The organism is Paenibacillus sp. FSL H8-0079 (assembly GCF_037991315.1).
Taxonomy (GTDB): domain Bacteria; phylum Bacillota; class Bacilli; order Paenibacillales; family Paenibacillaceae; genus Paenibacillus.
This window is the reverse complement of the sequence record NZ_CP150300.1, coordinates 4,011,591-4,031,438: the sequence shown is the minus strand read 5'-3', so window position 1 is coordinate 4,031,438 and position 19,848 is coordinate 4,011,591. Positions and strand designations below refer to the sequence as shown.

The 19,848-nt window shown below is 45.7% G+C and carries 17 protein-coding genes; 10 read left to right on the top strand and 7 right to left on the bottom strand.

The window, feature by feature from the left end; genetic code table 11:
• Window positions 1-150 precede the first annotated feature (150 nt).
• Together MHI06_RS17925 and MHI06_RS17920 are read left to right on the top strand one after the other, a co-directional pair.
• Entirely contained in the window at window positions 151-597 is a 447-nt protein-coding gene (locus MHI06_RS17925) for a MarR family transcriptional regulator (protein WP_062835118.1), read from the top strand.
• Window positions 594-2,105 (top strand): DHA2 family efflux MFS transporter permease subunit, encoded by a 1,512-nt coding sequence (locus tag MHI06_RS17920; protein ID WP_169482550.1) that lies wholly within the window; start codon window positions 594-596, stop codon window positions 2,103-2,105. The genes MHI06_RS17925 and MHI06_RS17920 overlap by 4 nt, the downstream gene beginning before the upstream one ends.
• 103 nt (window positions 2,106-2,208) lie before the next feature.
• Here MHI06_RS17920 and MHI06_RS17915 read toward each other — a convergent pair whose 3' ends face one another.
• The 3 genes from MHI06_RS17915 to MHI06_RS17905 form a co-directional block, all read right to left on the bottom strand.
• A complete protein-coding gene (locus tag MHI06_RS17915) occupies window positions 2,209-2,553 on the bottom strand; it encodes an MGMT family protein (protein WP_340402145.1) in 345 nt (114 codons plus the stop codon).
• 200 nt (window positions 2,554-2,753) lie between these two features.
• On the bottom strand, window positions 2,754-3,476 hold the full coding sequence (locus tag MHI06_RS17910; protein ID WP_340398653.1) for an RNA pseudouridine synthase: 723 nt from the start codon (window positions 3,474-3,476) through the stop codon (window positions 2,754-2,756).
• Between the two features lie 2 nt (window positions 3,477-3,478).
• A complete protein-coding gene (locus MHI06_RS17905; RefSeq protein WP_340398652.1) occupies window positions 3,479-4,342 on the bottom strand; it encodes a class I SAM-dependent methyltransferase in 864 nt (287 codons plus the stop codon).
• Between the two features lie 291 nt (window positions 4,343-4,633).
• Here MHI06_RS17905 and MHI06_RS17900 point away from each other — a divergent pair, with 291 nt between their 5' ends.
• The 3 genes from MHI06_RS17900 to MHI06_RS17890 are packed head-to-tail and all read left to right on the top strand — an operon-like array spanning window position 4,634 to window position 6,511.
• Window positions 4,634-5,086 (top strand): flavodoxin, encoded by a 453-nt coding sequence (locus tag MHI06_RS17900; RefSeq protein ID WP_169482555.1) that lies wholly within the window; start codon window positions 4,634-4,636, stop codon window positions 5,084-5,086.
• Between the two features lie 5 nt (window positions 5,087-5,091).
• Window positions 5,092-5,898, top strand: coding sequence for a hypothetical protein (locus tag MHI06_RS17895; protein WP_169482557.1), 807 nt, complete (start codon window positions 5,092-5,094; stop codon window positions 5,896-5,898).
• Between the two features lie 46 nt (window positions 5,899-5,944).
• Window positions 5,945-6,511 carry a nitroreductase family protein gene (locus MHI06_RS17890; protein ID WP_169482559.1) on the top strand — a complete coding sequence of 189 codons (567 nt, stop codon included), beginning with the start codon at window positions 5,945-5,947 and terminating at the stop codon, window positions 6,509-6,511.
• A gap of 19 nt (window positions 6,512-6,530) precedes the next feature.
• Here the strand turns inward: MHI06_RS17890 and MHI06_RS17885 are convergent, their stop codons facing one another.
• Window positions 6,531-7,988: a 4-hydroxyphenylacetate 3-hydroxylase N-terminal domain-containing protein gene (locus MHI06_RS17885; protein WP_340398651.1), complete on the bottom strand. Its 1,458-nt coding sequence runs from the start codon at window positions 7,986-7,988 to the stop codon at window positions 6,531-6,533.
• Window positions 7,989-8,187: 199 nt separating this feature from the next.
• Window positions 8,188-8,343, bottom strand: a complete 156-nt coding sequence (locus tag MHI06_RS17880; RefSeq protein WP_105408991.1) for a DUF1540 domain-containing protein — start codon at window positions 8,341-8,343, stop codon at window positions 8,188-8,190.
• Between the two features lie 526 nt (window positions 8,344-8,869).
• Between MHI06_RS17880 and MHI06_RS17875 the strand changes: the two genes are divergently transcribed.
• Window positions 8,870-9,682, top strand: coding sequence for an ATP-binding protein (locus tag MHI06_RS17875; RefSeq protein ID WP_340398650.1), 813 nt, complete (start codon window positions 8,870-8,872; stop codon window positions 9,680-9,682).
• A gap of 96 nt (window positions 9,683-9,778) precedes the next feature.
• Here the strand turns inward: MHI06_RS17875 and MHI06_RS17870 are convergent, their stop codons facing one another.
• Both MHI06_RS17870 and MHI06_RS17865 read right to left on the bottom strand, forming a co-directional pair.
• Window positions 9,779-11,245: a HAMP domain-containing sensor histidine kinase gene (locus MHI06_RS17870; protein WP_340398649.1), complete on the bottom strand. Its 1,467-nt coding sequence runs from the start codon at window positions 11,243-11,245 to the stop codon at window positions 9,779-9,781.
• Window positions 11,230-11,916 carry a response regulator transcription factor gene (locus MHI06_RS17865; RefSeq protein ID WP_062835107.1) on the bottom strand — a complete coding sequence of 229 codons (687 nt, stop codon included), beginning with the start codon at window positions 11,914-11,916 and terminating at the stop codon, window positions 11,230-11,232. Before MHI06_RS17865 ends, MHI06_RS17870 begins: the two co-directional genes overlap by 16 nt.
• A 192-nt stretch (window positions 11,917-12,108) precedes the next feature.
• On the opposite strand from MHI06_RS17865, the gene MHI06_RS17860 reads away from it, so the two are divergent.
• The 4 genes from MHI06_RS17860 to MHI06_RS17845 all read left to right on the top strand — a co-directional run bounded on the left by MHI06_RS17860 (window position 12,109) and on the right by MHI06_RS17845 (window position 19,737).
• Window positions 12,109-12,825, top strand: a complete 717-nt coding sequence (locus MHI06_RS17860; protein WP_340398648.1) for a YceI family protein — start codon at window positions 12,109-12,111, stop codon at window positions 12,823-12,825.
• Between the two features lie 258 nt (window positions 12,826-13,083).
• Entirely contained in the window at window positions 13,084-17,448 is a 4,365-nt protein-coding gene (locus MHI06_RS17855) for a glycosyl hydrolase 53 family protein (protein WP_340398647.1), read from the top strand.
• Between the two features lie 199 nt (window positions 17,449-17,647).
• Window positions 17,648-18,691 carry an SPFH domain-containing protein gene (locus MHI06_RS17850; RefSeq protein WP_062835104.1) on the top strand — a complete coding sequence of 348 codons (1,044 nt, stop codon included), beginning with the start codon at window positions 17,648-17,650 and terminating at the stop codon, window positions 18,689-18,691.
• Window positions 18,692-18,762: 71 nt separating this feature from the next.
• Window positions 18,763-19,737 (top strand): sugar kinase, encoded by a 975-nt coding sequence (locus tag MHI06_RS17845; RefSeq protein WP_340402144.1) that lies wholly within the window; start codon window positions 18,763-18,765, stop codon window positions 19,735-19,737.
• Window positions 19,738-19,848 lie beyond the last annotated feature (111 nt).

The following is a 19,848-nucleotide window of genomic DNA, read 5'->3' as shown; positions in this document are numbered from 1 at the left end:
GGATATATCACATTTAGTATGTCCTAATATTATTCAGACAAAATCATATGTAAAGAGTTGACTATGTAAATATTTTTGTTATAATAAGTAATTGTTCCCCTGATATTTCGTGTACGAAATATTATATTCCAAAAGTAAAAGGGTGAAACAATGACTGATACGTATGAAGTATTCTATATTATCAATTCGTTCCGCCAGGTGAATCAAATGCTTTTTCGAGCATTTTGGAATGAAAACAAGGAGATCGAGCTGACTTCGATTCAGTTTATGGTGTTATCCATCCTGAGGGAGCGTCCTTCGATCGGCATCAACGAAGTGGCTGAGCTATGCCATATGGGCAGCAGTTCCATGAGTGCTGTTGTGGAGCGGTTGGTCAAGGGCGAGTATATCGTTCGGACACGTTCAGATGCTGACCGCCGATCCGTTAAACTTCAGATCACGGATAAAGGGGAGCAGGCCCAACAGGAAACACACCATTTGTGGATGGAGAGAGTGTCACCCATTCTGGATATATCGAAGGAAGACCTCGAACACCTACTTAGAATTCATAGTCAAATGATTGAAAAGTTACAAGGAAGAGAGATGAACAACATATGAGTACGACTACTGCTGCAGCTCCATCCTCCGCGATGGACAACATCAAGAAAGGCCCGATTGTAGCTGCATTGTTAATTGGTGCCTTTGTGGCATTCCTGAACCAAACCCTGATGAACGTAGCGCTTCCTAAAATCATGGAAGACCTCGCTATCAATGCTAACAAAGCCCAATGGTTAACTACGGGTTATATGCTCGTCAACGGTGTACTGATTCCAGTTACGGCATATCTGATTGCGAAATTCTCAACACGTCAAATTTTTATTACAGCCATGACTCTCTTTACCATAGGGACGTTAGTCTGTGGTCTTAGTCCAACCTTCACCATTCTGATGGTAGGTCGTGTTATTCAAGCGGCAGGTGCAGGTATCCTGATGCCTCTGATGACCGTTGTATTCCTGACCATCTTCCCGATTGAGAAACGCGGTCAGGCCATGGGAACTATGGGGATCGCGATGATTCTGGCTCCTGCGATTGGGCCTACACTTTCAGGTTATGTGGTTGAGCATTATTCCTGGAGATTGTTGTTCTACATCATCTTGCCATTCTCTATTATTGCTACGGCAATCGGTATTGCTTTTGTCAAAAATGTAACACGTCAGTCCAAACCTAAATTGGATTATCCAGGCGTTATTTTATCTACACTTGGTTTTGGTAGTTTGCTCTACGGATTCAGTGATGCGGGTACCGATGGATGGGGCAGTGCAATTGTCATTGGATGCCTTGTTGTAGGTGCGATATCCTTGATTCTGTTCGTTATTCGTCAGTTGACAACAGATCATCCACTGCTTGAGTTCCGGATTTTCAAGTACAACATGTATACATTAACAACGATCATCAATATGCTCGTGACGATGGCGATGTTTGCAGGTATGATCCTGCTTCCTATTTTCCTGCAAAATATTCGTGGGTTCTCACCAATTGAATCAGGGCTTCTGATGATGCCGGGTGCGATATTGATGGGGATCATGTCTCCAATTACAGGTCGCATATTTGATAAAGTGGGCGCACGCTGGCTTTCGGTTGCAGGTCTTGCGATTACGGCAATTACAACTTTTGGACTGAGTCGCTTGGCAATCGATACTACTTATGGCTACATGATGTTTATCTACACGGCCCGTATGTTCGGTATGTCGATGCTGATGATGCCGATCCAGACAGCAGGTTTGAATCAACTGCCTCAACGTCTGAACGCGCATGGTACAGCGATGTCCAACACATTGCGTACAGTTGCTGGTGCGATCGGTACAGCGATTCTCGTTACCATTATGAGCAGCAAGCTCAAAACGCATCTGGCAGAGACATTGGCTGCAGGTCAAGTTAATCCGGATGATCAGGCAGCAATGGTGCGTGCTACGGCAGATGCAACGATTTATGGTGTAAACTATGCGTTTATCGTTGCTACCGGAATGACCGTGGTGGCTTTGATCATGGCATTCTTTATCCGTAAAACGAAACCAGCTATTGAACCTGTTACTGTAGAACAGGAAAAAGTGACAGCAACAGCATAACGAATATCGGATAAATAACAAAAGAGAACTCTAGCAGTTGAAATGGGGGAGCCCATAACTGCCTGAGTTCTCTTTTTTTGTGCGCGATATGAGGGGAGACGTCTTATTCGGGCTGGGCCGATGGATCGAGAAGAAATACAGGATCGGGCTCATGTCCGAACTGTTTGAGATTAATGGTTCCGTTCAGTTGAAACTCGACACCTTCGCTAATCAGTTCTGTTTCCTGCATCATGCGCGAGTGTTCGTCCGGTATGGAGATTTCGCCTTTTGCATTGACGACACGGTGCCAAGGAAGGCGTTCTTTGCGGCTCATCGAGTGCAGGATTCGTACGACTTGTCTCGCGGCTCTTGGACTTCCAGCGTGGGCTGCAATCTGACCGTAAGTCATCACTTTACCTTCAGGAATCGCCGCGATGATCGCAATGACTTGTTTGGTAAATGGGGTCATCATGATGTCTCCTCTCTGTAGCTTAGGTATTTAGGTATTTAGCTGAAAATATTAAAAAACGTGTCATTCAGATACAGGATCTGAACGACACGTTGTATGGACAGATTTAACCTGATCCTGTGCACTTATAGAGGTTGTTCAAAAAAACGCTTTTGATTACAACTGAAAACCAGTCTTTTTGAACACGTACTTAATAGAGGTTATTCAAAAGCTTTTTGGTACACGGCAGCTGGCCATTCTGCCCAAGGGAATTCTCTTGCAGGCAAGGATTGCAAAATAACTTCTTCCTTGGTAACCGGATGTGGAAAAGCTGCAATGACAGACCAAAGAGCAATCTGTTGCCCGGGTTTATTCACGCTTGCGCCGTATTTCTGATCTCCATACAGAGGGCAGCCGATTTCTTTCATTTGCACCCGAATCTGATGAGATCTGCCGGTATGCAGTTCGATATGAACGAGGCTATATCCGTCTGTCTCGCCAATGACCCGGTAATCCAGAACGGCATCCTTACCCCCAGCCGTGCCCTTAGGCACAACGGTAACGGTATTCGTGCGTGCATCTTTCAGCAACGTGTGCTTTAACGTTCCCTGCTGTGCAGGCAACTTGCCGTGTACAACAGCCGCATATATTTTACGGAAATGACGTCCCCGCACAGTCTCGGACAATCTCGAAGCTGCTTTGGATGTTTTGGCGAAGATCATTGCCCCTCCAACAGGACGGTCAAGTCGGTGTACTAATCCGAGATAGACATTACCAGGTTTGTTATATCGCTCTTTCAGATCCTGCTTCAGCAATGTAAGCAAATCCGGATCGCCTGATGCATCTTCCTGAGTAGGTACATTGACCGGCTTCGTAATACCTAACAAATGGTTGTCTTCAAACAAAATCGGAATCGCATCGTGATCATGCCGATGTTCTGACATGATTAAGACTCCCAACGGCCCAGAATACCACAAGGCAGATCAAGACCACTGCGTGTAATCGGCAGACCGATTTCACCAGCAGTGATTTGGCCACCGTACTGGGCAGACATCGTCATGGTCAGCATGTTGCGCAGAACCGTGGAGGAGATGCCCGTAGTGTATGAGTTTACCAACATGAATAATGGATTATCCGACAAAATCGTCATACATGACTTCAGGAAAGGATAGAGGTTCTCTTCCAGCTTCCATGTCTCTCCATTAGGACCGCGGCCATAAGAAGGAGGGTCCATTATAATGGCGTCATAACGATTCCCGCGCCGTTGTTCCCGTTGTACGAATTTGAATACATCATCTGTAATAAAACGAACAGGGCGATCAGCCAGTCCGGATAATTGAACATTTTCCTTGGCCCATTGAACCATGCCTTTAGCTGCATCCACATGCACTACAGAAGCGCCTGCATAAGCAGCGGCTACCGTTGCTCCGCCTGTATATGCAAACAGGTTCAAGACAGAAATAGGGCGTCCTGCATTGGAGATTTTATCCATCATCCAGCTCCAGTTAGCCGCTTGTTCAGGGAACAGGCCGGTATGTTTGAAGCTGGTCGGTTTAATATGGAATTTCAAGTTTTCGTATCCGATTGTCCAGCGCTCGGGAATGGGCTTTTTCATATCCCAGTTACCGCCACCGGAGGAGCTACGATGGTAGTGACCATGCGCCTGACGCCATTCATTCGTTTCTTGCTCAAGAGGCCAGATGATCTGAGGGTCGGGTCTGCGTAAAATGACATCTCCCCAACGCTCCAGTTTCTCGCCGCCTCCTGTATCGATTACTTCATAGTCCTTCCAATTCTTAGCTACGTACATAATAATTTATCCATCCTTCAAAAGTCATTTGGATACTATTGTACAACAAAAAAGGGCTTGTACGCCAGTTGGGGGACGGGAGTATTGAAGGAACAGAGCCCAGCTGACCTGAAAAGACGAAGATTTTTTGCTGTGTTGAAATCGGACGTTCACCATATACTGAAAAACAAAGATATCCAAAAAAATAATTTGACAATGATAATCATTATCACATATGATTTTGATAATTCAAATCCATTCTTTCTTCCGAGAGAATATTAATATGATCAAACTAAAGTGAGGGAAAAATAGATGGCTAAATTGTTAGTGGCTTATGCGAGTATGACGGGAAATACAGAAGAAATTGCAGAACTGATTGTGGAAGGAATTACACAGGGAGGCCACGAGGCAGACCTGAAATCCGTAACGGATTGTAATGCAGCGGATGTATTGGATTATGACGGAGTTATGATTGGCGTCTACACCTGGGGAGACGGGGAGTTGCCAGATGAATTCCTGGATTTCTATGAGGAGCTGGATGAGCTTGACCTGAGTGGAAAGAGAGCTGCGGTGTTCGGTAGTGGTGACACTTCGTATGAGCAGTTCTGTGGTGCTGTTGATCTCGCGGCTGCCAAGCTGCAAGAGCGTGGGGCGGAGGTATCTCCAGAGATGTTAAAGATTGAATACAGTCCGCTTGAGCAGGAGAAGGATACATGCCGTGACTTTGGCAAACGCTTCGCTGCTGCCGGATTACAGGTGTCCTAAAGGTCATGTTAAGACATAATGTTCAGGCAGCGATGCCCGTCGGAAGGAATGATCTTCCTGGACGTCTGCTTGAAGATTACAGATTGGAAGAGATGTTGCGCAGTCCACACCGATTCATCCGCCCTGAGCCGGTGTCTGAGCAACGTTCTCCTCTGCAATGGAGGCACCGTGTACAATATGCGGTCAGCCATGCGGTCAATGCCTTTTACAGTCTTGACCCCGATGTTCGCAAAGAGGTACCGATACAGTATTTACTTGAGAAGTGGTGGCCCAAGAAGACAAATGGTTTTGAATCTGTCCTCCATTACTGGGATGTGAAGAACAAGATCACGGATGAATTGTCGCTCGCTATTGCAATGAACGATGATCTGAAGCATCCAGCTATTCTGTTTGAACAGTGGAGAACGGAGTTACCTTCATTATCCATGCATTTGTCGATGATATTTCAGGCAGCCTGGCAACCAGAAGGCTGGGATTCGCTGCTTGTTCAGAAATATATGGTTGTCCATGATCCGAACGTAGTTGAGGCATTTCAGCATATGGTCAGTGCTTTCTGTTGGGAAGCCTTCGGTAAATTACCGGGTATGATCGAGGTTTATTGCCTGTTGGAAGGACGCAAAATCAGGTACATCCCTGGTCGCAAATCGCTGGTACGTTCCATGGATTATATTCACTTGATACGTGACAGTATGCCGCAAGCAGAAGTGGTGGAGTCAGAGCGATTTACAACGCGTGATAAAGCACGGATACACGAAGAGGTAGATCGCTGGAGAACAGAAGCTGCCGAGCCGAAGAAAACATGGTTGATGTGAAGACAGTCCAAGAATATATCAAGCAGATAGAGGAGGGGAAGTTTCCATGTCTACCGGTCTAAGTCAGGATATAAGCAGCGGCAAGAGGCGTTTAGGAGCTTGCGAATTCAGTCCGTTGCCCGTACCACAATCGGTTATACGAAAGCTGCTTGATGAAGCAGATCCTTCATTATATGTAATGAGTTCAGAACCCTGGCGGTTTATGTTGTTTGCAGGCGAAGGACGTCAGCTTTACCTGGAAGCGGTCAGACAGAGCTATCCACCCCATCTGGCCGATCGTTACGGCGACTGGGCTACATATCAATACACGGAAGCGATTCCTGCCCATCTGGTTGTCGTGGCGCCTACCAATGCCCGTGAGGATGATCTTCTACCCGCCAAAGCCTGGAGCAAACGCTTTAGTATTCTGGCTGCGGAGCAGGGTTTGAACGCCGTATGGAAGATCAATGATTATCAACAACATCCTGTGTTTATGAATCTGATGGGCTTGACTAGTGAAGAGAAGGTGCTCGGGGTATTTCATATCGGTTACGGAGACCAGCCTGCAATGCGGGATATGGATGCAAGCAGACCAGCCTCTGAACTGATGACGGTCTATGACCATCTGGTATAAAAATGATCCGTTAGTTCTCTTATTTGCTGGTGTTAGCCAGAAAATCACGAACGAGCTGACGATTCGTCTGATCTTTGCTGCAGGCGGAGAATAATCGATTCGATACCGTTATAGTATTGCCAAAAAAGAATCGTTCGAATTGGGTCTGTCTGCCCCCGAATGATCCCGCCCCAAGTTCCCAGATCAGGCGGAACAGCGCGTTGCGTTCGTGAGAAGCCATATCGTTTCCTTTAAGATACATATTTAGTGAAGGAGCGATATTGGATTGAAACTCTTCTTCTTGAGGCACCATAATCACCCCGCTTGAACCCAAGAGTTGCAGGATTTCAATCATCTCAGGATAAAGTTTCGGAAAAAGGAGATTGGCTGCCATTAATGGTTTGGGTGCAGGTAATATAAATCCCCGTCCATCGGGGATGGCACCTGCTTCTGCGGCCAAGGCCAACGCTTTTAACGATTCAAGACCTGCGAATACACGTGCTGTTTTTTCTACGACATGTGCTTCCGTATTCAGATCAAGGGTATCCGTGAGAAGTTGGAGTGTACCAAGAACAAATTCCGTCTTGGCAATATAACGGCACAATACCTGATGACCAGCGTGAATATGAAAATGACTGCCACTGAAGAGACGGGAGGACATCTCCTCACTTCCTGCAAAAAATATTCGTTCATGTGGAACGAGTACCTGGTCAAAGATGACGATGTTGTCCATTTCTTCATATCTGGAACTCAGCGGATAGTTGGCGTGAGACTCGGCTGCATAAGTATCCCTGCATACTAGACTGATTCCTGGCAGATCATTCGGGACAGCAAAGGAAAATGCAAATGGGTTCTCATCATCAAATGGGGCAGGAGAAGGTGAAGGATAGACAAAAATCTCATCCGAAGTTGCAGCTTGGGTAGCCATCATGAATGCACCGCTAATAATGAGACCTTCCTCAGTGCGATCTACGACCTTCGCGGCAATAGCATCCTCAGTAGCATCCATTTGCCCTGATATTTTGCTGGCGTGTGGCTGAATGAAAGCATGGGATAGTGTGATATCATGGTCACGGCAGTATGCATAATAATTCTTGAGATTTTCTGCATATTGGGGAGATAATTCGTTCAGGAGATCCGCACCTGTGTAAAAGGCCATAATGGCTGTATTCATGTAATCGGGTGAGCGACCAAGAAAACCATGATGCACATTCGCCCAGATATTCATCCCTTCCCGGCGTTTACGGAGGTCGTCGACACTGGTTGGAGGGAGGAAAGATATGCCCACAGGTTTGCCGTCTGCCGGCGAGGCATACGTCATCGTTTCCGCAAATTGAGGATCAGATTGCAGATTATACATGTACTTCTGAGTCTCCATCAAGCCAGAAAATGCAACATGTTCAGAGCGTTTTCCAGTAATAAGCTTACCTTTGTACCAGCAGGGGACGGACTGGGCATTAATTCGTTCAAGATACTGTGCGCCGCTTTTAACAGGCATTGTTATTCACCTCTTGGTTCTAATCGTTCATAGGCAGACTGACTTCTTACGTAGTGTACGTAGGCAATCTGTCCAATGTGCATTTAAGAGGTGAGCATTTTTGCAGATTAGGGCTTGATAATAATTATCATTCTTGTTACAATAGACAAAGAAAAAAGGAACCGGTAAGGGCTCCTTTATGTGGATCATATGCAATTTCTTATTTCACTTCGAAAGTTTTGCAGTCTGTTTCAGCAGACTGACGAACTTCATCTTTGGAAGTGTGGCTCACGATGTAGATTGAAGAAGCGCTACATTTGTTTTCTTGAGCCCAATGACGACAGGAATTAACTTCACACAATACGTCTTTTGCCATGATTGTTAACCTCACTTTAATTGGATTACATTCGTTGGTATAAAGAATCCGGATATAGCAAGTTGCCGCTTGCGAATCTGGAAAATTTTGTTGCTCTCATGAAATTCAGAGGGCTTTTTTGCATTATACACAACGATGCATACTTAGAATAGCAAATTTTCATGATGCTTGCAACCAAATGCCCCCCTTCTGTGGCAAAATAGTGGACGCACTGTGGTTATCTTTGCAAAAAGGCAGTAGTGTGTTATTATTTAATAGTAATAATTACGATTAAAAGTCTAATTGATTCTATATAAATTGAACTAAACATTTACACGAAAACGGAGAGGACAGAAAGAACCTGAAGAAGCGGAGCGTTCGCCTTTATCCCCGGATTTCCCCTCTAGGGAAATAATCAAAAAATCTGGGGATAACAGCGATCGGAAGGTTGTTCTGTCAACGAAGTGGTCAGTGTAAATATTCATTAGTTCAACTTATATAACTTGAATCATGGACTGAAACTATAAATGAAGGAGCACGTGTATACATGAGCAAAATAAATCATATGAATCGGATTCCCCGAGCGAAAGGCATCGATATGGCTGCTTTTTACACCCCGAAAGAGTGTAGGCGCAAAGCCCAACATATTGTATTTTCCGCTGAAAATGAACGCATCATTAATGAATTCATCACCATTCTGGGCATGAAAGAGAAATTCAGAGAGCATGATGTATCAATTCCCAACAAAATGGTCATGTTCGGGCCGCCGGGCACGGGAAAAACATTAACGGCATCGCATCTGGCTGAGCGCCTTGATCTACCATTGGTTCTCGTGCGATTAGATGCGATCATTCATAGCCATCTTGGGGAGACGGGGAGTAATGTACGCAAGTTATTCGAATATGCAAGAATTAATCCCTGTGTGTTATTTTTGGATGAATTTGATGCCATAGGCCGTACACGTGAGAGCAATGATGAAGTGAAAGAGATGGCGCGTGTCGTCAATACGTTGTTGCAGTGTCTGGACGAATTCGATGGGGACAGTATTCTGGTGGCTGCGACGAATCTTGAAACCCAATTGGATCACGCTATCTGGCGGCGTTTTGATACCAAGATGACCTATGGTATGCCTGATGATGCAAGTCGCAGATTGTATATCAGCAAGTTGGTGGGGGCATTTGAACAGGAGAGCCTGCTGGAAGATTACATATCTGAACGCTTGGCAGGGTGCAGTTATGCAGATGTAGAGCAGATTGTTCTGAAAGCAAAGCGGAAAGCGATTATTGCCAGCAGTGCACTTCATAAGCAATTGGTCTCGGATGCTTACGATGAATACAGGCCACGTGTATTAGAGTGTTGAGTGCTTCCGTTTTGGATAAAGCAAAAGGGAACAAAGATGAAATAGCCCAGTCTCCTGAGTGGAGTTCTGGGCTATTTGTCATGTTAGCGTGGTGCGTTACACTTTAACGGCTGCTCCGTATGCCTTTTCTGTAGTGATGGCTTCTTGCGTGGCAGTCCAGCGTGGCAGGCTTAATCTGAACATGCTCCCTTCCGGGCTGCTGGAGACAAGTGTCAGTTCACCGCCCTGTTCCTGAGCGAGTAAGCGACTATAAGTTAATCCTAGACCCAGACCACGGTTACGGCGTTTCTTGAGTTCTCCACGGTAGAACCGTTCGAAGATTTTGGGTTGATCCTCTGCCGGGATTCCTGTACCGTTGTCCTTGACCTCAACATACAGCATCTGTTCTTCTGCGCGTAGATAAATATCGAAGACAGCCTTTTGTTCAGGAGCTGTGGCATGAAGTGCATTATTAAGCAAATTAACAATGATCTGCTGAATGCGAAGTGCATCCCCCATCGTAAAGAATGTAACTGGAGGGGAGTGCAGCTGAACCTCTGGCATTTTATCCTCATACGCAATCTTCCACTGATAGATGATCTCACCGACCAATAGCTTCAGATCTGTTCGTTCCTTGCGAACGGCAACACTTCCTGCAGCCATTGCATTATAGTCAAGCAAATCCGCGACCATGCGCTCCATACGTTCGGATTCCTTCAAAGCGATATCCAAAAATTCTTTTCCTTCCTGTGGACTCACGACATCGTCACGCACCGCCATAACGAGCCCCTTGATGGAAGTTACCGGTGTCTTGAGTTCATGGCTCACCCCTGCCAGCGAAATTGTGCGCCATTCTTCGAGTTGTTGGAGACGAGTGGCCATATCGCGGAATGAATTTACAAGTTCGTTGATCTCACGCTCTCGTGTATTCAAATCAAGACTCACATCATAATTACCACCTCGAATCTGCTCAGCGGCATAGGCAACCTGACGAATAGGTCTGGATAACTTACTGGATAGGAGATAGATCGTAAACCATCCACAGAGGATTAGTCCTCCCAGGATTAGAGCAACGAGCCATATGGTCTCTGGACCAAACGTAATGGATTGTTTCGACTGCATGACCCACACTTTACCCAAGGTTTGATCGCCTTCGGATATGTTGACCGTTACACCTGCATATTTGTTATTGCGCGGTTCACGATAGTCGTCTGACAGTCGATAATGCACATCTTTTTGCTCCATTTTAGGCTGGGAAAAGATCAATTGATTATTGTTATCCAAGATCATGACACAAAAATAATGATCTGTATTGAATAGTTTCTCTCGCTTGGTTACCATTCTGTCCAGATCGGGTGGAACCCGAAGCACGTTGTTTTCACTGGTCACTCGATCTGCGATCTCCAGACCAAGCAGTTCTGCGGTCTTAAGGCTTTTTTCAATAGAGGTTGTTCGAATCCAGTAGAGCGCCCCTGCCACAATGATGGTGAAACCAATACATAAAATTAGAAAATATCGCAGTGTCCAGTGTGACAGAATGGATATCGATCGTTTGGGTTTCTTTTGTTTCAGTTGGCGATCCAAAATTGATACCCCATTCCTCGCAACGTCCGAATCTCTCCTGTTTCTGGTAACCAGTGGGAGAGGGCTTGACGTAGTCGTTTAATCGATAAATCCACAGCACGATCACTGCCGTCATAATCCATTCCCCATACCTGTTCAATAAGATGATCCCTGGTAAATGTACGATTGGGATAATCGGACAGGAATAACAGTAACGACAGGTCACGAGGTGTGAGTGCAACCTCTGCACCGTTAAGCAGCACCTGCTTGGCAGCAAGATCAATGACGAGATTACCAAAGGAACGCTTCTCCTCACCACCTGAGGTCCAATGTGGATTACGGCGCAACACAGCATTAACTCTGGCGACCACTTCTTCCGGTACAAAAGGTTTGCTCATATAATCGTCAGCACCGGCGTTCAAGCCGTTGAGACGATCTGAAATGTCATCCAGTGCGGTTAGCATGATCACGGGACAAGCACTTTTTTCACGAATAATTCGCAGCAGATCCCATCCGTCCATTCCTGGTAGCATCACATCAAGTAATACAAGGGAAGGTGTTACGGAATCGAAAAGGGTAAGTGCAGTCGGCCCATCTGCTGCATGATGAACTTCAAATTCTGCTTTTCTCAGATAAGCAGCCAGTACTCGTGCAATAGCTTGCTCATCCTCGACGATGAGTATGGATTTCAAGAAAAGCGGTCTCCTTTCATTTCATAAGCTTGTACTGATTTTACATGAGCAAGAGCATAAAGCCAATCCTGTATTAGGGATTAGAAAAAAATAAGGAACTTGTCGTTTCTTGACTTCTTCCTGACACATTCGACTGGTAATATCCATATCAACAAGCAACCTAAACAATAATATACTGGAGGAAACATACAGATGAACAAGAAAGCAAAAGCATGGCTTATTACAGGTGTGGCGGCGGTTGCTGTAATCGGTGGCGGTGGTTACTATCTCACCAATAGTTACTTGGGGAACAACGTTGAGATTGAACAGGTTCTTCCTGCAAGCACAGCAACTTCCACAACAGCAGTAGATAGCACAGGAGCGGTTGTAGCTAATGAAACTGCGGCAGCAGAGCAACTGAATGGAGACTGGAGCATCAGCGAAGGTTCCAAAGTATACTTCTCTGTAACCACATCGCAGGAGACTGTTAACTTTGTGGACGAGCAGGTAACAGGCAATTGGACAATTAATGTAGACGATGCTACTCAGATGAAAGCAGAAGGACAGATCGAGATGGACGGGATTGATTCTGGAAATGGACAACGGGATGGTCACGTGAAGCAAGCGGATTTCTTCGACATTGCTACGTATCCACAAGCAACATTTACAGCGACTTCATTTGAAGGTGTACCTGCGGAATGGCCAGTCGGTCAAACGGTTGATATCAAAATGAATGGTACGATTACGGTTAGAGGTGTTGAAAAAGAAGTGACTTTTGATGCAAAAGCCGCTTATGAGAATAATGAAGTATTGTTGTCGGCAACATCCATGGTAACGTTCGAAGATTTCGGAATGGAAAATCCACACTCCGTGGTGCTCTCGACAGAAAATGATATCCAGGTACAACTTGAATTGAAGCTTTCTAAATAAGTGTAACAATGATCATATATCTAAAAAATCTGTTCTGTTCTGCCTTAGGGTGGACGGACAGATTTTTTGCTTTCTTTTGCAAAATAGTGTGATCGGTATAGCTCAAATGTAACTGTCACAGGATCATATTGTTAAAATAACTGCTGTTTCCTTTCGATTATGCCGTGTCGCCTATCACTATTAAGCGCTTACAATGAGAAAGATTCATAACATTCATTGATCCATGCACAATCAAACACAAAAAGGGGGAGATCAAGAGTGAACAAAAGGTACATAAGCGGGTGTCTGGTATTGCTGATGCTATTCTGTGATCTGGGGTTGATGGTTCGTCCAGCGGCTGCAGAAGATGCGAAAGTGAACGTGGCACTTAATAAGGCGGTTACGGTAAGTGAGGAAGATCTATTGTATGGGGGGCAAAAAGAAAAGGCGGTGGATGGTGATGTAAATACTCATTGGAGTGCGAGCTCACCTTCTTCTGAGAGCAATCCTCATTGGTTGACCATAGACCTAGGTGCGCCATATGATCTTTCCGGAGCGGAATTAACCTGGAAGGACAAAGACCAAGTTGTAAAATATTTGATTGAAGTATCTGTTGATGGAAGTAACTGGTCAACTTCAGTGGACAAAACGACTAACGAAATCAAACAGAGTGTTGCCAGTGAAGAATTCCAGATCAGTACACCTGTCCAGTATGTGAAGGTCACGATTCCATACTATGCGGGAGCAAATTGGTGGCCCGGAATATCCGAGCTTAAGGTTTGGGGGGAAGAGGAAGCTACTGATCCGGCAAACATTACCAGATACAATGCGGTTCAGGTCAAAACAATGGCTGGGGTTGCTCCTGTTCTGCCGACAAAAGTGACAGCACAGTATCTGAACGGAAAGTCGGGTTCGGTTCCAGTAGAATGGGACAGTATTGACCCTTTGAAGTATGCATCTTCTGATACTTTTACCGTGACAGGTGCAGTATATGGAGCCCCTGTTCAACCGAAGGCCACTGTAACCGTTGGAGGATACCGGACGGATTATGTTAGAGGAGTAGATATTTCCACGTTAACCGCCATTGAGGATAATGGAGGAAAGTATCTGGATAGTAATGGTACAGAAAGGGACTTGCTTGATATCCTCAAGGATCGTGGTGTCAATTACGTGCGCCTTCGTCTATGGAATGACCCCCAGAAATCCGGTGGTTATAACGACAAAGAGGATGTCATTCGTTTAGCCAAGCGGGTGAAGGAAAAAGGCATGAAGATATTGCTTGATTTCCATTATTCTGACGAGTGGGCTCATCCGGGCCAGCAACTTCGTCCTAAAGCTTGGGAGAGTTATACTTTCGATCAGTTGAAACAAGCTGTATATGATTATACGTATGAAGTTGTAAGTGAGATGAAAGCTGCGAACGCTATGCCTGATATGGTACAGATCGGTAACGAAATTAATAGTGGTGTGTTGAATGGATTCAACAGCAGGATAAACCCTCAGGAAAATTATGAATTGTTAAAACGAGGTGTTGATGCTGTGCGTGCCCTCCAAGAAGAGGACCAGCATGTTCAGATTATGATCCATCTGGCTGAGGGTGGTAAAGCACAAATGTTTAAGGATTACTTTAGTGAACTAGAGAGTCGTGGGCTTGATTACGATATCATCGGACTTTCCTATTATCCGTTCTGGCATGGGACATTTGCCGATGTGCAAAAGACGATGAATGAAGTATCGGATAAGTTCGAAAAAGACGTGATTATTGCCGAGACTTCCTATCCATTTTCCTATAAAAATGGGGATGCTCATGGCAATATCATTGGATCGGATGAAGCGCTACATGTTGGAGGAGCAACATTCCCTGCAACAGTTCAAGGTCAATATGATGCAATCGCTGGCATAATGGATATGATTGCTGACGTACCTGAGAACCGTGGAGCCGGGTTCTTCTATTGGGAGCCTGCATGGATAGCGGCGAATGTAGGCTGGATTGCTTCCGAAGGCGATGCTTGGGAGAATCATGCGATGTTCGATTATGATGAATTTCCTGGGAATGGTGGATACTCCTACGAAGGACGTGCCTTGCCATCACTGGATGTTTACAAGCGGGGGCTAGAAAATGTACCTGCGGATCGTCAGCATTTAGCGGCTGCAATTACACGTGCCAAAGGTTTGGTAGCTCCGGATTTTGAAGAAACGAGCTGGAACTCACTTGCTCCTGCGATTAAGGCAGCAGAGGATGTGTACAACCAAGCGTATACATCAACTGGAGTGACGCAATCGGACACCAATTCTGCAACAGCTGCGCTTGAACAAGTTATGTTGCAAATGAACGTGATCCCTGCGAAGAGGGATTCCCTCCAATCTAAGCTGACTGATGCTCAGACATACAAGGAGTCGGATTGGTCAGCCTTAACTTGGGATATTTTTGCCAAGGCTCTTGCTAATGCAGATAAGGTTATGACAGATCCTAGAGCAACCCAGACTGAAGTGAATGCTGCAGAGAAACGGTTGCAAGATGCTATAAACGGATTATCCGATGTAGATAAAACAAAATTGGCTCTGCTTATCGGTGAGACGCAACAGCAAAATGAATCTTCATATACTCATCGTAGCTGGCAAACACTAATGGATGCATTAGAGAATGCTATCACAGTGAGAGACCATCAAAATGCAGTGCAAGCTGAGGTGAATCAAGCGCATGAAGTACTGCAACAAGCGAATCAGAGTCTCGTTCAGTTGCAAGCATTAACTACAGATAAGACGGCGACGGCTTCAACAAGTGCAGGTACGGGGGACAATCAACCCAACTCCCCAGAAGGTGCAATTGACAGCAATCCCAATAGTTCATGGGGAACAGACCAGAGTAAAGGTAGCTGGTGGCAAGTGGATTTGGGACAGGTTGCTAACCTCCGTAAGATCGAAATGTCGATGTGGAGTGGCGGAATCAAATATAAGATCGAAGTGTCTAATGATAACAAAAATTTTGTGAAAGTGATCGATACCACGAGCGACGTTGTCGTTTCAACAGCGCCAAGACACGTGTTCTCGAACAATACAGAAGCGCGTTATATTCTTGTAACGATTACAGAAGGTCCAGAATGGGTAGGGTTTATGGATTTTGAAGCCTACGGTACGTTCCCGGCGGACAAGTCTGCACTGCAAGCTACGGTAGATACCGCTGAGAAATTAAAGCAAACCGAGTACACGACTTCAAGCTGGAATGTATTCAGTAAGGCACTTTCTGAAGCGAAGGCATTCATTCTGGATGTTGAATCTTCATCGCAAGATGTAAGCAATGCGGATCGTGCGTTACAAGATGCTGTGAGTAAGCTTGTACGTCAAGATGTTACACCTGGCCCTAGCCAACCATCACAACCAAGTGTACCATCACAACCTTCCAACCCGGGAATAGTTCCAACGCCAGGGAATCCGGCTGTAACGCCGCCGGTTGATTCGGGTGCTGCACCAGCGAAGGGTTCAATAAGGGTAAAAGGAACAGCAACTGGGGATGACAAGTATTCGATTCGTCCAGATGCATCTCAATTAACTAAGGCACTGCAATCCATGGATGCAGGAAATCGTACGTTGAAGCTGATTGCAGATGTGCCTGACACAGCGAAGACAGTCACATTCCAATTGGCTGCAAGTCAACTGGCAGCATGGGTTCGTTCTGAGGAAGTGCAATCCCTGGATGTAGTGGTAGGATCGACTACCGTCCGTGTTCCTCTGAGATCACTCCCGCTAACCATTGCGGAGACTGCTGGAACGTTCGACATCGTAGTGGCAACAGGATCGACAGATATACTCTCCACATCTCAAAAAGCAGCGATCGGTAATCATGCAATTGTTGAAGTGAATTTGTTAATGAACAATAAGCCATTGCAATGGACAAACAGAGCTGTTGAAGTTGCTCTATCCAATGTAGAGCAGCCTAAGAAGAATGATGTAGTTATGGTCGTGCATTCGGTATCTCCAAGTGGGGAGATGAGACCTGTTACGTATTCCAAGTACGATGACAAGACGAAGGCGATGGCGTTTAAACCGCTGGAATCCGGTAGTTATGTCATTGCAGAAGTTGAAGTGCCATTAAATGATCTGCAAAATCACAATTGGGCAATCGAAGAGGTACAGAACCTCTATGGTAAAGGGATTATTTCGGGCATGAGTGCAACTCGTTTTGCCCCGCAAGGTGAGCTGACTAGAGCGCAATTTTTGCAAATGATTATTAAAGGTATTGGTGATGTACGCCAGCCTGATCCATCTATTTCGATCCCAACGGATGTTAAGGAAGGGCAGTGGTATGCCGATTCAGTACGACTTGGCATTGAAATGAACATTGTTCAAGGCCGGGCAGATGGAAGCTTTGGAGCCAATGAACGCATTTCACGAGAAGACATGGCCGTTATGCTGAACAGAGCACTGAAGGTTGTGCAGGGTGAGGATGCAACCAATTCTGTACAAGGAAATATGGTGTTTGTAGACAACGCCGAGATCGCAGCATACGCCAAAGAAGCTGTAGCCTCGATGCAACAACTTGGACTGCTAAATGGCATGCCTGATGGCACGTTTGCTCCGAAAGAAACAGCGAACCGTGCACAGGGAGCTGTTGCAATCGCGAGACTGATGGAAAAACTGTATTAGAAATAACGAAGCAGGTAAAGAGGTCGGGTCATATGATTCGATCTCTTTATTTTTTGCGGAAGAAAAGAGGTTATGACGGAATCCCTTTCTCTAAATAGGCATCTGATTATTTTGTTAATGTCGTATTGACAATATCGAATTTGTTTGTTATCATTTCGATAATATCAAAACGACAATATTAAGAAATGGGGAATGAGCTATGTTTGGATTCCGATTTGCGAAATTTCAACCCAGTGAGTATGTCATGAAAGTGAAAAATGGTGAGGTACAGCGTCAAGGTGTGGGATTGTCCTTCTATTATTATGAGCCAACCACATCGGTAGTCGTTCTACCCGTGTCCTCGGTAGATGTACCGTTCATGTTCGAAGAGATTACGGCGGACTATCAGACCGTTACTGTGCAAGGGCAGCTAAGCTATCGCATTGTAGATTATTTGAAAATAACGCAGAGTCTGAATTACACGTACAATTTGCGCAAAAATCGGTATATCTCCGACGACCCCGGCAAGCTGGATCAACGGGTGATCACCACAGCCAAAGTACTGACCAAGAAACATCTGGAACAAATGCCGCTGAAAGAAGCTATTCAATCCAGTGAACGGCTGGCAAGCAGCATGAAACGCGAAGTTGTGCAAAGTGAAGAGTTGGAGAAACTGGGCGTTGAGCTAATGAGTCTATCCATCCTGGCCATTCTGCCTAATAAAGAGACGATGCGTGCATTGGAAGCACAAGCGCGGGAAGAGATTTTACGTCAGGCAGATGAAGCACTCTATGTGCGTCGGAATGCATCGATTGAACAGGAAAGACGAGTGAAAGAGAACGAACTGAACACCGAAATTGCCGTAGAGACGAAGAAACAGCAAATTCGTGAGACCCAATTACAGGCAGAACGCTCGGTGAAACAGAAACAAAACGAGATGGAGCAGGAGCAGCTTCAGTTCAATACAGCGATGGAAGAACGTAAGCAGCAACTGATTGAGTTAACTATTGCCAATCACAATGCCGAAGCGGATGCTAAAGCGTATGAGATTGCTGCCGTGATGAATTCGTTACAAAATGTACAGCCTAATGTGCTGCAAGCGATGGCGAACATGGGCATGAATTCTGATAAGCTGATCGCACTCGCGTTCCAGGAACTAGCTGAAAATGCAGGCAAGATTGGGCAGCTTAATATCTCGCCGGATCTGTTACAGGGATTAATGTCTCCTGCGCCAGGCCGAGATCAGGGAGGTCGAGCGAGATGAGATTAGGAAGAAGAGAGCAAGCAGAGCAGGCAGGGAAATCTGTACGTCAGCAGCCTGTGGCGGATGATCGAATGAGCGAACATAAACTGATTCTGGTGAAGCGCCGGACCAGACTGGAAGAGCTGGTAGTTCGATATAACACGGTGCAACAAGCGCAGTTCTATATTGAACGTCTGGGTGCAGACTTCAGTGATTATATGGAGGAAGACCGTCGTTATCGGCTATCTGTGCAGCAGGCACAGCAGCAACTGGGTCAATTGGGCCGCGTTCAGACGATTGATCGCGAACATGTGCCCAATTTTATCTTTGGTGAGCAAGATATCGTGGTCGTGGTTGGGCAGGATGGGCTTGTAGCCAACACCCTCAAATACGTAACCGAGCAGCCGCTCATCGGTGTGAATCCGGACCCGATGCGTTGGGACGGGGTATTATTACCTTTTACCGTGGAGGATCTCAGCTTCATTGTCCCTGATGTCATTCGAAAGCAACGAACATTGAAAGAAGTCACTCTCGCCAAAGTGGAACTAAATGATGGACAGTATCTATATGGCGTGAACGATCTGTTCATTGGTCGGAAGACGCATGTATCGGCACGTTATGAAGTGCGTTTGGGTTCATCCGCAGAACAACAATCTTCTAGTGGCATCATTGTATCCACAGGCATGGGGTCGACAGGCTGGTTCAAAAGTGTGCTGGCCGGAGCCACCGGAATTGTAGGATCGGCGGCTTGGCAGAACCTGAACTCTGAAGGTGAGGTTGCTACAGCATCGGCATCCATTCATGGAAGCAGACAGGAGCAGAATCATTTTAACTGGGATGCGCCTTATTTATATTTTTCAGTACGTGAACCATTCCCGAGCCGGACGACTGCGGCCAATCTCGTGTTTGGACAGATCCATTCGAAGCAGCCATTGCACATTGTATCCCAGATGCCAGAGGATGGTGTCATTTTCAGCGATGGGGTCGAGCAGGATTTCCTTGAGTTTAATTCAGGGGTGGAAGCTATCATTGGTTTGGCAGAGAAGAGGGGACGTCTCGTGGTCTGACCCGAAATAAATTTCAGGTACAAATCACAGACGTTTCTGTCATGTATTGGATGAATTTGTGAAGATAGGATCTATTTTGATACTGAGAAAGCTCGCATTTTCTTGATTCAG

Coding starts and splice junctions, on each gene's coding strand:
- MHI06_RS17925 (WP_062835118.1), top strand. CDS start 151: ATGACTGATACGTATGAAGTATTCTATATTATCAATTCGTTCCGCCAG.
- MHI06_RS17920 (WP_169482550.1), top strand. CDS start 594: ATGAGTACGACTACTGCTGCAGCTCCATCCTCCGCGATGGACAACATC.
- MHI06_RS17915 (WP_340402145.1), bottom strand. CDS start 2,553: ATGACCCCATTTACCAAACAAGTCATTGCGATCATCGCGGCGATTCCT.
- MHI06_RS17910 (WP_340398653.1), bottom strand. CDS start 3,476: ATGTCAGAACATCGGCATGATCACGATGCGATTCCGATTTTGTTTGAA.
- MHI06_RS17905 (WP_340398652.1), bottom strand. CDS start 4,342: ATGTACGTAGCTAAGAATTGGAAGGACTATGAAGTAATCGATACAGGA.
- MHI06_RS17900 (WP_169482555.1), top strand. CDS start 4,634: ATGGCTAAATTGTTAGTGGCTTATGCGAGTATGACGGGAAATACAGAA.
- MHI06_RS17895 (WP_169482557.1), top strand. CDS start 5,092: ATGTTAAGACATAATGTTCAGGCAGCGATGCCCGTCGGAAGGAATGAT.
- MHI06_RS17890 (WP_169482559.1), top strand. CDS start 5,945: ATGTCTACCGGTCTAAGTCAGGATATAAGCAGCGGCAAGAGGCGTTTA.
- MHI06_RS17885 (WP_340398651.1), bottom strand. CDS start 7,988: ATGCCTGTTAAAAGCGGCGCACAGTATCTTGAACGAATTAATGCCCAG.
- MHI06_RS17880 (WP_105408991.1), bottom strand. CDS start 8,343: ATGGCAAAAGACGTATTGTGTGAAGTTAATTCCTGTCGTCATTGGGCT.
- MHI06_RS17875 (WP_340398650.1), top strand. CDS start 8,870: ATGAGCAAAATAAATCATATGAATCGGATTCCCCGAGCGAAAGGCATC.
- MHI06_RS17860 (WP_340398648.1), top strand. CDS start 12,109: ATGAACAAGAAAGCAAAAGCATGGCTTATTACAGGTGTGGCGGCGGTT.
- MHI06_RS17850 (WP_062835104.1), top strand. CDS start 17,648: ATGTTTGGATTCCGATTTGCGAAATTTCAACCCAGTGAGTATGTCATG.
- MHI06_RS17845 (WP_340402144.1), top strand. CDS start 18,763: ATGAGCGAACATAAACTGATTCTGGTGAAGCGCCGGACCAGACTGGAA.